Annotated in this window: 15 protein-coding genes; 11 read left to right on the top strand and 4 right to left on the bottom strand. The window is 29.7% G+C overall.

Translation table 11 applies throughout. The features are described 5' to 3' along the window. Positions 1-15: 15 nt before the first annotated feature. The 3 genes from AAGU07_RS00570 to AAGU07_RS00560 are packed head-to-tail and all read right to left on the bottom strand — an operon-like array spanning position 16 to position 1,164. Complete coding sequence (locus tag AAGU07_RS00570; RefSeq protein ID WP_069584690.1) at positions 16-264, bottom strand: DUF2109 family protein; 249 nt, start codon at positions 262-264, stop codon at positions 16-18. 53 nt (positions 265-317) lie between these two features. Next, positions 318-821, bottom strand: coding sequence for a hypothetical protein (locus AAGU07_RS00565; RefSeq protein ID WP_342457278.1), 504 nt, complete (start codon positions 819-821; stop codon positions 318-320). Next, positions 814-1,164: an energy-converting hydrogenase A subunit A EhaA gene (locus AAGU07_RS00560; protein ID WP_342457277.1), complete on the bottom strand. Its 351-nt coding sequence runs from the start codon at positions 1,162-1,164 to the stop codon at positions 814-816. The genes AAGU07_RS00565 and AAGU07_RS00560 overlap by 8 nt, the downstream gene beginning before the upstream one ends. Before the next feature lie 1,016 nt (positions 1,165-2,180). On the opposite strand from AAGU07_RS00560, the gene AAGU07_RS00555 reads away from it, so the two are divergent. From AAGU07_RS00555 to AAGU07_RS00505, 11 genes are all read left to right on the top strand, one after another. After that, a complete protein-coding gene (locus tag AAGU07_RS00555; RefSeq protein WP_342457275.1) occupies positions 2,181-2,621 on the top strand; it encodes a DUF1616 domain-containing protein in 441 nt (146 codons plus the stop codon). 27 nt (positions 2,622-2,648) lie between these two features. Then, a complete protein-coding gene (locus AAGU07_RS00550) occupies positions 2,649-3,581 on the top strand; it encodes an SDR family oxidoreductase (protein WP_342457274.1) in 933 nt (310 codons plus the stop codon). A 394-nt stretch (positions 3,582-3,975) separates the two neighbouring features. Further along, positions 3,976-5,406 (top strand): flippase, encoded by a 1,431-nt coding sequence (locus AAGU07_RS00545; protein ID WP_342457273.1) that lies wholly within the window; start codon positions 3,976-3,978, stop codon positions 5,404-5,406. A gap of 155 nt (positions 5,407-5,561) precedes the next feature. Continuing rightward, positions 5,562-6,227, top strand: coding sequence for a class I SAM-dependent methyltransferase (locus AAGU07_RS00540; RefSeq protein ID WP_342457272.1), 666 nt, complete (start codon positions 5,562-5,564; stop codon positions 6,225-6,227). Between the two features lie 96 nt (positions 6,228-6,323). Then, a complete protein-coding gene (locus tag AAGU07_RS00535; protein ID WP_342457271.1) occupies positions 6,324-7,394 on the top strand; it encodes a glycosyltransferase family 2 protein in 1,071 nt (356 codons plus the stop codon). 27 nt (positions 7,395-7,421) lie between these two features. Next, positions 7,422-8,540: a glycosyltransferase family 2 protein gene (locus tag AAGU07_RS00530; RefSeq protein WP_342457270.1), complete on the top strand. Its 1,119-nt coding sequence runs from the start codon at positions 7,422-7,424 to the stop codon at positions 8,538-8,540. 145 nt (positions 8,541-8,685) lie between these two features. Continuing rightward, a complete protein-coding gene (locus AAGU07_RS00525) occupies positions 8,686-9,903 on the top strand; it encodes a glycosyltransferase family 4 protein (protein WP_342457269.1) in 1,218 nt (405 codons plus the stop codon). Positions 9,904-10,222: 319 nt separating this feature from the next. Continuing rightward, a complete protein-coding gene (locus tag AAGU07_RS00520) occupies positions 10,223-11,236 on the top strand; it encodes a glycosyltransferase family 2 protein (RefSeq protein ID WP_342457268.1) in 1,014 nt (337 codons plus the stop codon). A gap of 15 nt (positions 11,237-11,251) precedes the next feature. After that, on the top strand, positions 11,252-12,322 hold the full coding sequence (locus tag AAGU07_RS00515; RefSeq protein WP_342457267.1) for a glycosyltransferase: 1,071 nt from the start codon (positions 11,252-11,254) through the stop codon (positions 12,320-12,322). Positions 12,323-12,583: 261 nt separating this feature from the next. Further along, complete coding sequence (locus AAGU07_RS00510) at positions 12,584-13,813, top strand: GDP-mannose 4,6-dehydratase (protein WP_342457266.1); 1,230 nt, start codon at positions 12,584-12,586, stop codon at positions 13,811-13,813. A gap of 342 nt (positions 13,814-14,155) precedes the next feature. Beyond that, the gene (locus tag AAGU07_RS00505) at positions 14,156-15,850 is read left to right on the top strand and encodes a glycosyltransferase family 39 protein (RefSeq protein WP_342457265.1); all 1,695 of its coding nucleotides are present in this window, start codon (positions 14,156-14,158) and stop codon (positions 15,848-15,850) included. 98 nt (positions 15,851-15,948) lie between these two features. Here the strand turns inward: AAGU07_RS00505 and AAGU07_RS00500 are convergent, their stop codons facing one another. Next, entirely contained in the window at positions 15,949-17,112 is a 1,164-nt protein-coding gene (locus AAGU07_RS00500; protein ID WP_342457264.1) for a polysaccharide pyruvyl transferase family protein, read from the bottom strand. Between the last annotated feature and the right edge of the window lie 72 nt (positions 17,113-17,184).

The raw sequence follows: 17,184 nt of genomic DNA, 5'->3' as shown, positions 1-17,184 counted from the left end.
TCCACCGATTTTAAATTATTTAACAGTAATTTCCTCTTGTATTCTTCCAATAGAATATGCAATTGCATTCGAACTTATAGTAGAAGCTACAAAATAAGTTATTGCAATTATAGCTCCAAATGGAGTCTGTATATAAAGGGCAATAAGTGCAGATATACCAAAACTCATCGCATTTAGATAGAGCATCCTTTCACTTCTATCTCGGGCAATTAGAGTTCTTAAAGCCATAAATACAATTATAATCCCTGCAATCTCTATTAGCATCTTTATCTACCTTTTTAATATATTGTAGTTTATTTATTTTATAGTTTGATGTTTTAAGTTAAGTTTGTATATCTTCCCATTTTTTTGGCAATTTTACCAAGTAATTTAGATGCTCTTGGGTGATCTAGTCCTTGTATTGTAACAATTGCAAGTAACATACCTATAATAAATTGCTCTGGAGAGATACCAATAAATGAAGTTAAAGCTATTATAATCATTATAGTAATTGCACCAGTTGTACCAGCATATCCTGGGTCTGCACAAAGTCTATTACCAATAAATACAAGTAAAGCTGCGACAAATCCACCTGCAGGAATACCTATAAGGTAACATGCTATAGCACTTAACAGTGTACCTGCTGATGCATCAGGAGAGCATACAATGTTTCCCTGGAAGAATCCACCCGATAGATCTCCACCTCTTTTTTTTACATCTCTTCCAATAACACCTGCACCTTTGACACCGGGTTTTTCAGGAAGGCCCATCCAGGTATCTATAAGTACAAAGTTAAACCAGCATAGAACTGCTGCTATTATAATTCCTATTATCTCATTCACCAGATTCACCCCCAATCAGGTCTGTATGTGGTGGGAGAATTTTTTCAAGTAAATATTTGGAAATTAATGCAGATAGTACTCCTATGACAATTCCCACTATCATTCCATTCCATCCAAGCTCAAAAACTATTGCAGATAACCCCAGTGCAATTATGATAGTTGGAAAAATTATACTTATTGTCCATGAATCCCTCATTGGCCTTTCAGGAAGTAAAGGAAGTCTAAGTATAAATCCTACAATAATTGCAGATATTACTGCGAGAACATAACTTAACACCGTTACAATATCAACATGAATAATCATGATAAAAAGATGATCAACTAAATATATAAATGTTTTCACTTTCAGTCCTTCCCATTTTTATTAGAGCGTATGATGACAATAATTTCTTTCAACTCAATACAATCATACCTTAAATTCTCCAATCAATGCTTTTACAAATTATACCTCTTCTATAGAACTTATTAATAATTTTACATTGGCAATATGATGTAAAATCATTTTAAATTAGCATATTCACAAATTTGCCACATTTTCCATTAGATGTTAAAACATTAATTGGATCATTTAACCATAACAAATTAATTTTAATTGAATATATTCCCATTATCCAAATTAACAATGTTTATTTAATTTAAATATACATTTAAAGATATATTCACAACATCATCCGCATATAGTCCATATATTCTTAATGTATCATTCAATGGTTGTGTTTTAAGCCGAAAGCAAGATAATTTCTATCTTTTTTTTGCTTTTTGTGAATTTTTCGATGGTTGTTCGTCATACCGGAATAAGGAAACATAGTTCCGACAAACCAGATTATGTTTTTATCCCATATAAATGTTTTTGAAATCATGAATTCGTAAGATTAAATGGGAAATCTCCATATAGATCATACTGGTTTTCCATTTTTCAATATTAAAAACAGGGAATTTCCACTTAAATCATAATTATTAATTCAATGGATTCAGATCATCTTACCATAAATATTTGAAATAATTGTACTAACACTAATATAAATTAAAAAATTAAGGCTGTAAAATACATTGTACTTTTCTAGGGAGGAATTCTTAAAGATTTTCTAGATATTATAATTTGCCCGATTTTAAAGTTCAATAACTTTTAAAATTTCACAAAATATCCCTATACTTATTTTAATATATCATTAATTTAATCTATATATGTATACAAATAGAAAAAAGTATTATGTAAATTTAGTATAAAATAAACAAAAATAATTATCAAAACAAATAAAATAATAATATTCTAGAAATATGATCTAATTTAAATAAACAATTTTTAAATAAGCAATTTTATAGAATAAATTTAACACACACAAAGAAGGAAGATTATATATGAGTAAATTTAACTTGGATAAACCACTATCAATTATTTTAATTATTGCACTTATCATTGCAGTTGTTGCAACTATTTATATTGTCGTTTTTCCACAACCTGGCGAAAAATTCACCGAATTTTATATTTTAGGACCTACTGGAAAAGCAGGTGATTACCCAACTAATTTAACTGCCGGCGAAAGTGGAAATATGATTATTGGTATTGTAAATCATGAATATGCAAATACTACATACCAGTTAGTGGTAAAAAATAATCAAACTATTTTAAAAAATGAAAGCATTACCCTTACAAATGGTGAACAAAAAGAAATTCCATTCAAATTTAATCTTCCTGCTGGAAACCAGAGTGTAAAATTTTTATTATATAAATTGCCTGATACTCAAAACGTGTATCGTTCGCTTAATCTAAACGTGAGTGTAACTCGAAGTTCAGTTTAAACAGTAATATCTTATAGAGGAATACCTATGAAAAATAAAAAAGTTGTAGTTACAGGCGGTCTCGGATTTATTGGATCACATCTTGTCGAAAAACTTAGTGAAGACAATCTGGTCGTTATTATTGATGATCAATCAACTGGAAATATAGAAAATATAAAACACTTTAATATTTCTAAAATTGACACTACACTGGGGGATATAACTTCAATTAATTTAGAAGAAATTTTTGATGGTGCAGATTATGTTTTCCATGAGGCAGCCGTTACCAGCGTTCAAAAAAGTGTAGATGATCCATTTACTTCAAATAAAGTCAATATAACAGGGACATTAAAAGTTTTGGAGGCTGCAAAAAATACCGATGTTAAAAAGGTAGTGCTTGCCTCTTCTTCTGCTGTTTATGGAGATACAGAATCACTGCCGCTTGGTGAAGATGATCCAGTTAACCCTTTATCACCCTATGCTGTAGGTAAAACTACAGGGGAACTATACTGCAATGTATTTTCTGAAATTTATGGATTACCAACAATTTCCCTTAGGTATTTTAATGTATTTGGACCAAGGCAGGACCCTAACTCACAATATGCTGCTGTAATTCCTATTTTCATTGATAAAATACTTAAAAATCAAAGTCCAATCATATATGGAGATGGAGAGCAGAGCAGAGATTTCGTCTCAGTAAAAAACGTTGTAGCCGCCAATATTATGGCAGCAGAATCAAAATTAACAGGTGCATTCAATATAGGCCTTGGTAAAAGCACTACTATAAACCAGCTTTTTTTGATGATAAAAGAAATTATTGGAATAGACATACAGCCATTATATGAGAAAGAACGCCCTGGAGATATAAAGTATTCATTAGCAGATATATCCAAGGCTAAATCACTGGGTTATGATCCAAAAGCTGATTTTAAAGAGGAACTGAAAGAAACTGTAGAATGGTTTAAAAAAGTTCTATCTTAAAATAATGCCGTTTAATTTTATAAAAATATAAAAAAACTATTTTTTTTTAACTTAAATTCATTATTAACTCATCTAATTTACAAAAAATACAAATATTATCATTAAGCCATTTATTTATTTAATTTCCAATTTGTACATGAAAATGATCCCATAATAGAAATATATTTATTGTAAGTAAGTAATAAGTTACAGTGATATTGTAATGTACAATAAAGAAGTCAAAAACAAATATTCCTAATTTAATATATGATATGCACTTGATTTCATTATTTTAATGTAGAATTACCATTTTAACCAGTTATAAAGAGTTATTAAAGTTATAAAAACTAGATCTGTAATTTAATAGATCCAACTTTAATTTAATACATCATCATTAAAAAAGGAAGAATTTTTAATGAGCAGAGTTCGTAAAATAGCAAAAAATACTACTTTTTTATTGATATCACAGATTATAAGCTATATTTTCACATTTTTTATTACAATGTACGCTGCAAGATACTTTGGAGCCAATATATTTGGAATATGGTCTATTGCACTTTCGATTACCGGAATTCTCGGCATCTTTGCGGATTTAGGTATGAGCACGCTTATGGTAAGAGAAATTTCAAGGAATTTATCTGATAGAGATAAATATATCTCCAATATTTTTCTCATAAAAATTATCCTGTCCATTTTAACGTTTGGATTGATAATAATCATCGCCAATATAATTGGATACCCCGAAATCGTTAAAAATGTTATTTATATTGTCACAGTATCTGTGATAATAGGATCTTTTTCAGGTGTTTTAGGTGCTATTTTCCAGGCCAATGAAAGAATGGAATACATATCATTGAGTACCATACTGAGTTCGGTTATAGTGCTTTTAGGCACTGTAATTATGATACACTATAATTTAAGCATTATTTTCTTTGCTTTTATTAATGTGATTTCTGCAGGATTAATCTTAGCATATATCCTTTTCAAATATGTGCAAAACTTTCCGTTGCCTGAACTTAGAATAGATCTTTCATTTTGGAAGCCCCTAATAAAAGAATCATGGCCATTTGGGATAACTGCCCTTAGTGGAATGTTGTATAATTATATTGACTCAATAATGCTATCTGTAGTACAGGGAGCAGAAGTGGTTGGTTGGTACAGTGCTGCATACAGATTAATGCTGATACTGTTGTTTATACCAAATGCAATTAATATGGCTATTTTTCCAGTTATGTCCCAGTTTTACACATCTTCCAAAAATTCGCTTAAATTAATGAACGAAAAATATTTCAAATATATGATCATACTTGGAGTTCCGCTGGGAGTGGGAGTGACAATTTTAGCAGATAAAATTATATTAACGATCTTCGGTCCAGGATATAGTCAATCAATAATTGCCTTACAGATACTGATATGGACAATTATGCTAACTTTTGCAGGGGCTCCATTTGTACAGCTGTTACAATCAATAAATAAACAGTATATTATAACCAAAATCTCTATAATATCTGCTGCAACAAATATATTATTAAATTTATTCTTAATTCCTCTCTTTAGTTATATTGGAGCAAGTTTTGCTACGCTTATATCTGCAATATTTTCAACAGTGTACATTTTTCTGGTTACTTACAAATCTGGTTATGGAATTCAATATAAAACAGTCATGGATGATTTATCAAAGATTTTATTTGCAACTCTGGTCATGAGTATATTTATTTTGTATTTTAAAGATTTAAATCTGTTTTTATTGATTATTATGGCCACTTTGCTGTATTTCATCCTTATTTATATAGTTGGGTGCATTGATGAAGTTGATATAATGCTATTGAAACAATTAAGGAGATAAATATATTACTAATAATAAATATAGTAATATATAGCATTTTAACTGAAATGGTCTTGAAATATTCAAATAAAACCTTAAAAAAGGACAATCATGAATTTAAATAATCTAAAATTTTGACATAATCAATATTTTAATGACATCATGGAGGTAATCTAATGGAAAATAATGAAATATTTAGGGATACTAAAGACTGGTATTTAACTATAGAACCATGTGCATCCTTAAAGTCCATTAATTTTGTTACCAACCATGCGGGAAGGAAAATATTAGATTTAGGATGTGCTACAGGAGGTTATTGTTGTAATTTAAACAATTTGGGATTTAAATGTACAGGTGTAGACATAAATCCCGAATATGTTGAAAAAACACGTGAAAATGACGTAGAAGCATATACAATGGACGCATACAATTTAGAATTTCCAGACAACACTTTTGATACAGTTTTACTCTTTGAAATTTTAGAACATGTAGATAATCCACATAAAATTTTAAAGGAATCAAAACGAGTAGCAAAGAAAAATATACTTATAACAGTACCCAACTGCACACAATTTTTTGAGCTTAAATCAACAGGATTAACATATGAACATATTTTAGAAAGAGATCATGTTAATTTTTTCACAAAAAAAGACCTTGAAAACTTAATTTCAAAAGAATTCAGCACATTTAGAGTTGTAGAAGATGATCCTATTAATTTAAATCAATTATCATTAATTGCAGGATTACCTTTATGGTTAAGATTGCCAATTAGTCTATTTAATAAATTAAAATTCATTAAATCTTCCCTATATTACCGTTTATACGCAGTAATTGATGTATAATTGTTATTTTAAATTATATTCTAAATAAAATTTCGATAATGGTCGCTTAATTCATAAATTATAAATTAAGCTTTATTTATTAATTTGAGGTCCTAAATGAACCCAAAAGTTTCAATAATTATTCTAAACTGGAACCGCTGGAAAGACACCATAGAGTGTCTAGAATCAATTTACCAGATTAATTATTCCAATTATGATGTTATATTAGTAGACAACAGTTCTACTGATAATTCCATAGAAAAAATAAAAGAGTACTGTAAAGGCAAAATTAAGGTCCAATCCAAACATATTAAGTACAGCCATTTAAACAAACCTATTAAAATCTTTGAATACACAGAAAAAGAACTTAAAACATTGAAAAATAGATCAGATGAATATCATAGGATATTATCATCTAAAAAAATAACTATAATTAAAAATAAGCAAAATTATGGCTTTGCTGGGGGAAACAACGTTGGGATAAGATTTGCATTAAATACTGACTCGCAATATATACTCCTTTTAAATAATGATACTATGGTTGAGCCTGATTTTCTTACAGAATTAATAAAAGCAGCGAAAAAATATAGGAACATAGGGAGCATTCAATCTTTACTTTTAAAACCTGATGGAAAGTTAATAGATTCTTTAGGTCAGGAAATTCATATTTGGAGTGCAATGGACAAAGGAATAAATTCAGCATATAATCCAATTAGGAAGGATAGAGAAATATTTGGAGCCTGTGCTGCAGCGGCTGTTTATCCAAAAGAAGTTTTAAAAAACAGTGGATTATTTGATGAAAATTTTTTTGTAATCTTTGAAGATGTAGATCTTTCCTGGAGAATCAGATTAAAAGGATTCAAATCTGTTTTAGCCGTAAATTCAATAGTCTATCATAAAAGAGGTATTTCAGAAAGTATAAATCAGCATAAAACATCTGATCTAGTGGAATACCATTACAATAAAAATTTATTGATTACAATGCTTAAATATTATCCATTATCACACCTTTTTGGTATTAAAAATTTAAATAAAACAATATTTTATCTAAAAAAAGCATTATTATATTCATTAAAAGTTAAAAAGACATTAGAACTTAATAAAATTATTTTAAGTAATATATGGCTTAGAATCAGTATGTTTAACCACCCGCTATTATATGAAATACAAAAAGAATGGATTATATAATAATTCAGCACATTTAAAGGTTATATCATGAAAAAACCAGAAAATAATGTTGCTATAATTATTCTGAACTGGAATGGATGGAAAGATACTATAAAATGTTTAGAATCAATTTATCATATTAATTATCCTGATTTTAATGTTATATTAATTGATAACAATTCCAACGACAACTCTGTAGAAAAAATAAAAGAATACTGTAAAGGAAAAATAGAAGTAAAATCTAACTTCTTCAATTATAATACATTCAATAAACCCATAAGAATATTTGAATATAATGAAAATGAATTTGAAACTGCACAAAAAGATGAAAAAGAGATTTCTAACATATTACCCGCCGAAAAAATTATTTTAATAAAAAATAATGAAAATTACGGTTTTGCAGGCGGAAACAATACTGGAATTAAATACGCAGTTTGTATCCTTAAATCTAACTATGTTCTCTTGTTAAACAATGATACAGTTGTTGACAGAAATTTTCTCGAAGAACTCGTAAAAGCAGCTGAAAATGATGAAAAAATAGGGTTTGTAGGGGCAAAAACTTATTTCTACGACAAAAAAGAAGTTATACAAGCAGCTGGTGGAGGAAAAATAGACCTCAAAAAAGTTATTGCGGTTGAAACAGCTTTTAATCAGATAGATGATGGCAAATATGATCAAAACTGCGAATTAGATTACATCACCGGTTCATGTATACTCTGTAAAAAAGAAGTGATTAATAAAATCGGAATGTTAAATGCTAATTATTTTATGTATTGGGAGGATGTTGACTGGTGTTTTAGGGGAAGAAAATCAGGATATAAATCAGTTTATGCATTCAAGTCGAAAATCTGGCACAAAGTAAGTGTATCAAGTACAAACTATCTTAAAACTTATTACTGTACCCGAAATAGAATTTATTTTATGGAACAAAACATCAATAACCATAATAATTTTAAATTCTTATTATATTTCTTCATATACCTATTTTTACCGCAGATCATTTCTTACCTAATTAATAGAGATTTAAGAGGAGGATTTAACCCCTATTTAAAAGGATTTATCAGCGGGCTTAAATTATACGGCAGCCCTATCAGAACTGGTAAAAAATACAATTTACAGGACAATAGCATTGATTATAACAGTAATCAAATAAAAAATCTTGATTAATATATAAAAATAATATTTGAACATAAATAACAGTTTAAATAAAATTTTAGGCTTAAAACATGTGTAATAATTAAATTGTTTCAAAATTATCCAGAATAAAGAATTTACTTGCCTGCTTAAAAATTACTGTACATAGAGGAGTCATATGAAAGAAACATTAAAAATTGCTGTTTTTCATAATTTACCTTCAGGAGGTGCCAAAAGAGCATTGTATGATCATGTTAAATATCTGGTCTCTTCAGGACATGAAGTTGATGTTTTTGTTCCTGAAACTGCAAATGAAAGCTTTTTATCTCTAGTAGAATTGGTGAATAATTTTAAGATATTTCCTGTAAAAACTGGTTTTTTAAGATCATTAATTTATTCCAAACTTAACCCAGAAACTCCCAGTAATGACTTGATATCACTGAAAGAGCTTGAATCAACTGAAAAACTTATTGCCACGCATATTAATGGAGGAAATTATGATGTAGTTTTAAGTGAACAGGACAGGTTTACAATGTCCCCTTTCATTCTTAAATATATCAAAATACCTGCTGTTTACTACTGCCAACAGCCTTTACGCAACGATAAAATCCTTGAAGAAGTCTCAAATGATATAGAAAATCCTAATTTTATTAGAAAAAAAATGAAATATCGGGATTTGAACAATACATTTAAAATTGACAGCATAAATGCCAGGCATGCTAGATATATCCTAGCAAACTCCTATTTTTCAAGAGAATCTCTTCTAAAAACATACGGATTGAATTCTTTTGTTTCTTACCTTGGAATTGATACATATAAATTTAAACCGCTGCAACTATCTTCTGAAAATTTCGTGCTGTCTGTGGGTTCGTGTACACCTATCAAAGGATATGATTTTACAATACGATCTTTATCTTTAATAAACGAACAAATACGTCCAGAATTCATCATAGTTTCTAATTTCTCATCGCTGGAATGGAAAAATTACATAGAACAACTTGCAAATAAATTAGGAGTAAAATTAACTATTCTAGATTTAATAAAGGACCATGAACTGATAAAATTATATAATAAAGCAAAAATAGTTATTTATACTCCTTATCTTGAACCATTTGGGTTAATTCCGATTGAATCCATGAACTGTGGAACTCCTGTTGTTGCTGTTAAAGAAGGAGGTGTTAGGGAAACAGTGGTACACAATGAAACAGGATTGCTCATAGATAGAGATGAAAATCTATTTGCACATGCCATTCTTGAACTTCTAAGGGACACAGATAAAAGTCGTGAAATGTCAAAAAATGCCATAACTAATGTTCAAAATTTCTGGACCATAAAACATGCAGGAATCAGATTATTAAACCATTTAAACCGAGCAATAGACAAATATACATCATAAATTGCAAATTTAAAGTTTAAATTTATCATTTTTAAAGCCTCAATCAAGAAAACTAATAATTTAAATTCATTGTAGATTGTCTATCTTTACAACCCGATTATATGGAATAATAGTTACTAATTATATAATAAAAACTTTAAAAAGTTCAAATAGGGCTATTTTGAAGAAATAATACCCTAAAATCAATGTTAATTTTATATTATATTGATATAAAAATTATTTATGTTAGAAAGTACATACTAACTATGAGTATCATTTTTACCTCCAGAACATTTAAAGGAATGTTTTCCAGTCAAAAAAAAAAACATATCATGATATTATGAACCCTAAAATTGCAGTGGTAATTTTAAACTGGAATGGTTCTGAAGACACTATAGAATGTCTTGAATCATTACGCCAAACTACCTATTTCAATTACAGTATAATTGTTGTTGACAATTCATCTTCAGATAATTCTCTGGAAAAAATAAGGCGATACTGTAAAGGCGGAATTGAAGTTAAATCTGCTTTTTTTAAATATTCTTTAAAAGATAAACCGATTAAAACTGCAGAATATACAAAAGAACAATCTGAAAAAATAGAATTTAATTCTGCAGAGGTTGTGCTGATTAAAAATGACAAAAATTATGGATTTGCAGAGGGAAGCAACATTGGAATAAGATATGGATTAACTAATTTAGATTCAGACTACATTCTCCTCTTAAACAATGATACAGTAGTTGACAGTGATTTTTTAAGAGAACTGGTTAAAGTTTCTGAAAGCAGTCATAAAATAGGATTTGCAAGCCCCAAAACATATTACTATGATTTTAATAACAAGCGAAATGTTATAAATTTCGCCGGCGGATCCTTAAACATGTTTAAAGGACAGTCTCGCTCCATTGGTGTAAATGAAGTTGATAATGGCCAGTATGATGAAATAAAGACTGTAGAATATGGTGAAGGTTCCTGCTTGCTTGTAAAAAGAGAAGTTTTAGAGAAAATAGGTTTATTCGATACAAAATATTTTGCTTACTGGGAAGAAGCAGATTTATGCACAAGAGGAAATAAAGCAGGGTACAGGTCAGTATACGTTCCAAAAGCTAAAATATGGCATAAGGTTTCAGCATCAACAGATGACCCCACTAAATTATATTATTATACCCGGAATAAGTTCTGGTTCATGCGAAAATATGCAAATAGAACAGAGTATATTTCTTTTCTGCTCCTTTTTTTTGGATTCTATTTCTGGAATTTAACCTGTAAGTATACATTATACGGCATATATAAAAGAAGCCTGAAACACAGTAATTACTTTTTAAAAGGAATAAAAAACGGTATTTTTATTAAATAATCACCAGATGGAAAAATGATTACTATTAATTTCATTACCAGCTGGAACACAGAATGTGGAATAGCTGATACCACCAGACTACTTGTTGATGAATTAAAAAAATATGATGATATTCAAATCAACATCTGTCCCGTTAAAAAATCAGGACCTAAAAATCTTTTTTATTTCTTTAAATTATTAAAAAATATCCCAAAGGATCAGATTACACATATTCAGTACCACAGCGATTTATTTGGCCCGTTTATACCTAACATTTCACTCAGTTATTTTCCAATGGTTATATCTCTGCTGAAATTCTGGAGAAAAAATAAAATAATTACCACTGTACATGAAATAGACTCAAATTCAAGGATAGATAAACTTATTATTAAATTTCTAAACTTTTCTGACAAATTAATTGTCCATAACCGTAATTTAATCAATTCTATGGAAAATTGTGGAGTAAAAAAGGGTAAGTTATTTTTAATTCCGCTGGGTACCATCCAAATCAAATTACTGGATAAAAAGTTATGTAAGAATAGGTTAGGCGTAGCAGACAAGAAAATATTGACTATTTTTGGATTTATAGGTTTAAATAAAGGACATGATCTCCTTGTTGATATTTTACCTGAGCTTGATAAAAACCATATCCTTGTTATAGCAGGCGAGCCCAGAACTAAAGAACAAATTGAGTACAAGCACCTTTTAGAAGAGCAAATATTTTATGCAGGGTTACAGGACAGGGTGAAATTTCTTGGTTTTGTTGATAGAAAACATTTGCCAGTTGTTGCAGGCGCCACGGATATTTTTATATATCCTTACCGGTGGATTATAGCTTCTGCAGCTCTTAATATAGCCTTAAGCTACCAAATCCCAACCATAACTTCTGACCTGGATTATTTTAAAGAAATAAAAAGAGAATATAGTTGTATAGAACTATTTAAAAGCGAAAATAAGCAGGATTTACTGGAAAAAATATGCGGCCTCCTAAGAAGTGCTGAAAAACAGGAACATCTTAAGGAAAAATGCAAGTATTTTAACAAAAAAACAAGCTGGAAAGCTGTTGGAAATAAAACGAGGGAATTATATCTGGAATTAACATACTAAATTTGTATATTAGTAAGTAATTAGTAACATTAATTAATAATAAACACATACTTAATAATAAGAATTCCCTGACGAATGCATGTGAAAAATGAACATACATTAATACTCCCATTTGCACGGCTACTGAAATAAAAAATTTAAATGACCATATCCCGCATTCTACGAAATATAAGACATATCACATACAATAAAAGCTAAAATGAGTAATATAACACAGAAATTACTTAATTTAAAGTGTAAATTTAGTTATGAGGGGCTTAAATGAACTGGAAAGGTAAAAATGTTTTAATAACTGGAATAGATGGATTTGTAGGGCCTTATTTAGGAGAAAGCTTGTTAAAAAAGGAAGCTAATGTCTGTGGGTTAGTTAGAAAGAGGGCGGATGGAATAAAAACCAAAAGTTTAGAGGACAAGGGAATTGAAAAGGATGTAAAGTTGATTGGTGGTGATTTAACTGATATTACTTCGCTTGCTAATGCACTTGACGTGTCAGATCCTGATTTTATTTTTCATTTAGCTGCTCAGTCCTTTGTTCCAAGGTCCTTTGAGAATTCACTGGAAACACAGCAGATAAACTGCATAGGAACCGCAAATTTATTAGATGCTGTAAGGATGAAAGATATTGACTCAAAAATTGTTTTTGCAGGTTCCAGCGAAGAATATGGGCTGGTTATATCATCCAGTACTCACCATGAGCAGGCGCAAAAAAAACATCACGCCATATTTCCTGAAGTAGAAAATATTCCCGAAGTTCCTATTAAAGAGACTAATCCTTTACGCCCCATGTCTCCCTATGCTGTTTCTAAAGTTTATGGTGATTTTTTAATGAGGAATTATTATCATTCTTATGGGTTGGATACTGTTGTTTCTCGTGCTTTTAACCATGAAGGTGCTGGAAGAGGCCCTATGTTCGTTACATCAGTTATAACTAACCATATTATGAAATTAAAATTTGGAGAAATTAGCAAAATTAATATAGGTAATGTGAACGCTTTTAGAGACTGGTCACATGTCAAAGACATAGTTAACGGCTACATGCTCCTGGCAGAGAAAGGTAAAAGTGGAGAAGTATATAACCAAGGTTCAATGCAAACAAATTCCGTACTAAGCTACATATTATTAAGTTTAAAAGAAGCAGGATGGAATATTAATAAAATTGAAACATTTAATGGAGAAAAAATAATTAAAGAACCAGTTTCAATGGACCATTCCAAGATTTTTGGAATTGGTTTTGAAAAAACAGCAGTAGACCATATGATGTTAGAAGGAGAACTTGAGTATACAATTGCAGATAAAGGAATTTACGCCCACACAGATAAAGGAAAAATAGCAGTAGAATTCAACCCAGACAGATTCAGACCAGCAGAAGTGCCAATTTTACTATCAAATACCAAAAAAATTCAAAAATCAGGGGTTAAAATAGAATATAAACTAAACCACATCATAAAAGACCAGTTGAATTACTATCTAAAAAAAGAAAATAGAGTTTAATCCACTCTAACGTCACTTTCATTATGGTTAAGTGTTAGATATACCAAATTAGTCCATGGACTGTTAACTTGCTTTAAAAACTAAAATTTATTGTTTATTTATTCTTTTTGTATAATATCTAACTGATTAAACATAATACCTATTTTAAAGCCACATATGTTAAATTAGAATATAAACCAGATTTTTAGATTATGCGAAAAAATATTTATTGCTTACTGTTAAAAATTAAATATTAAAACTTAGAAACATGACCAACATATAAATCATGCGCATTTAAATTTGATATGTTAAATCATATTATACTTCTAAGATTTTCAAGGACTTTTAACTCAAGGTGATGAATTGGACAGTGCAAAAAACAAACATAAACCTGCTTTTACAAATTTAAATAAAATATACCGCAACCCTCTCTTTATATTAACCCTAATTACAGTAGGAATAACTTCCTATATTTTATACGTTCAAATGAAAATTGGTGTTCCCTACTGGGATGTTTTTAACTATTTAAATAATGCACTCTACTTTGCAGGTATAGGAAAAGGCAGTGCACTCTACCTTCCACCAGTTGTACCCCTTTTAACATCTCTTTTTTTTAAAACAGGATATGTTTCCATCAATGCTATTTTTATTTTAGATAGTATACTGCTCGTAATTGGAGTAATTGGACTGTATTTATTATTAAACATGCGGTTTAATGAAATTCAAAGCTTTACTGGCAGCATAATATTTATATCATTTCCAGTTGTACTGTCATGGGTTGCTGCAGGCGGCATAGATATTCCCGGAGTTTCTTTTTCAATATGGGCAATTTATTTAACTGTTTTAGGTGTTAAAAAGGATTCAAAATTTTTATACTTTGTCATACCCATTATTATGTTAGCATTCCTTACAAGGTACACTGCAGGCCTCATAGTTCTCCCAATAGTACTTTATTCCATCATCAATATACGAAAAATACAAAAAATTAAAAAAGTTATTTTAGGTATTTCGTTAGAGCTTGCAGTGCTGGTTGTTGCATTTATATTCTATTTAATGCATTTAGGAGCTATAAAAACTTTTTATAACCTGTTAATGAATATTACTACCTCTTCAACTACAGGAGTAGGGGATGTTGCATATAACCCCAGTGTATGGTATTATCTCCAAAACATACCAAATTATATATCAGTAGGCCCCATCCAAGGCACTTATCAACAAATATTAAATCCTTCCATGGGCGTTCCATCCATATTGTCATATATAACCATATTAATCGCTTCTATTGGGATTATCTTATATATGCGCTCTATTTTAAGCTCTAAGCTTAACCTGAATAAATTAAAAATAAGCAGGAATAACTTAATTAAAATTATAGTGCTGATTGTTCTGGTTATTGGCTTTGCCGCTGCTTTTAATAATGTATCCTATGTTATAAATGAGATAATTCTCTTTGGAATATGTTGTATTTTGTATATGCTTTTGGGGAACCAAAAAACCAAAAATCTGGATATGGATTTAATGTTTTTTTCATGGTTTGGAGCTTATTTAATATTTCAAAGTATTTTAGGAATGAAAGTGGATAGATATTTTATTACAATGGCCCCCGCACTTGTATATTTCATTATTTTAGGTTTAAGTGAATTTATTAATAAAATAAATCCTAGAATTAAAAATAAAAATTTGAAATCATGGGGTATTTACTCAATAATCGCATTGATATTTTTATCGTCTGCTGCAGTTACTTACATCGGACATACGCCTAAAAAAACGTTTACCGTGGATATAGGAGACGCAAGCAACTGGATTAAAGAACATGATCCCGATTACAAAAACAAAATAATTTATTCGGACTATCCTCCTGCAGTCAGCTGGTATCTCAAAAAACAGGTGAACGGTGCATATACAAGACTTTACAGTAATTCAGAAGAATTTTCGAAACGGCTCCAGAAAAAAGATGCTTATTATTACATTGATTCGCTAAGCGAGCCCAAACCTGATCTTGATGGTTATCATATAGTCAAAACATTTGGAACTGTGGCAGTTTACGAGAAATATTAATTCAATCCATTATTATAATCAGCTGGGGAAGGTGCTTAAAAATGATAATAATGGAATTCTTTCAAAACTTCAAGAAGCCCCTGAGAATAATCATTGAATCAGGGCTTTTCCGTAATTTTTTGTGATGCAGGGGCTGCAGTTTTAATGATACTGTCCTCCTCAGGGACTGCCTTTACTTCATCATATGTTGAATCCATGAATTTTTCTACATCCAGTAAAAACATGCTCATTTCCTTAAAATAATTGGTAATTGTTTTATCAGATTTAATAACCCTATTTTTAACTAAGGTGACATCTTTTAATTCTTTTGAGGCCAAATTTACCAATTCAATGATTCCTAAAAAAGAAAAATTAATATTAAAGTCATTATTAATAGTTTTCAGGAAGGCACTCGTCCTGTTATCTACATTAAAAAGATAAGAAGGTTTTCCATTAGATAAAAAATGAATATTACAGTGAAGACGAGTTCCAATATGAATATCTGAAAATTTAATCTCTTTTATCTCATCTAAACTTCTCTTTGAAGCGTCTACCCTTTTAATTCCAAATAAATTACTGTATGCACAGATTAGATTAATAATTGAATTAAATCCATGTTGCAAAACTAAATAGCTTTCATTGTCAATTTTGTTAAATTTAAAGACCATTTTCACGTAAGAAATGAAAAACAGGATCAATAAAAAATCTTTAAGGGTAAATAAAATATCAGTAAATGAATGTATATCCATTTTAATGTTGGGAATGGTCAAAGAGACTTTTAACTTTTCTCCTTTTTTAATATTAAATTCGTTGTCAAACCCAATATTATCTAAATCAAATAATGCAGGACAACCAGTTAGTCTAGCATCAATACCAAAATGTTTTAACAACGAATAAGTCTGCTCATCCCTGACTGAAATCAAATTAGAACTTTCATATATATCTTTCCAAAAAGTTAAGGATTCATCAGTGAAATATTCGTCAAGGTCCCCATAAGGTTCGCCAGATACACCAATACCTAAAGCTACAACCGGTATTTTTTTATCATCAAGATATTCCTTAATCCTCCTGGAGTGCACATGCATATTCCTGGAAATAATAGGGCCGCCCAAAATTATCAAGGCATCAAAATTACCTTTAAATGGTTCCCATCTTTTAATATGTACCAATTCAAATTTAGAACCCAAATACTGATTTAATAGCTTAGTGCCCCTCTTACATATTAAATAATCTCCCCCATTTAAAATTGCACCATGTAATAAACCTATTCTTTTAACGCCCATATTACCTACTCATAGTTTTTTAATATTGATTTCAGAATATATGTAATAATTATGTGTTATTTTTTTAATAAT

This window comes from Methanobacterium sp. (assembly GCF_038562635.1).
Taxonomy (GTDB): domain Archaea; phylum Methanobacteriota; class Methanobacteria; order Methanobacteriales; family Methanobacteriaceae; genus Methanobacterium_D.
Note: the sequence above shows the minus strand (reverse complement) of the source record. Positions and strands in the feature narration are given on the sequence as shown.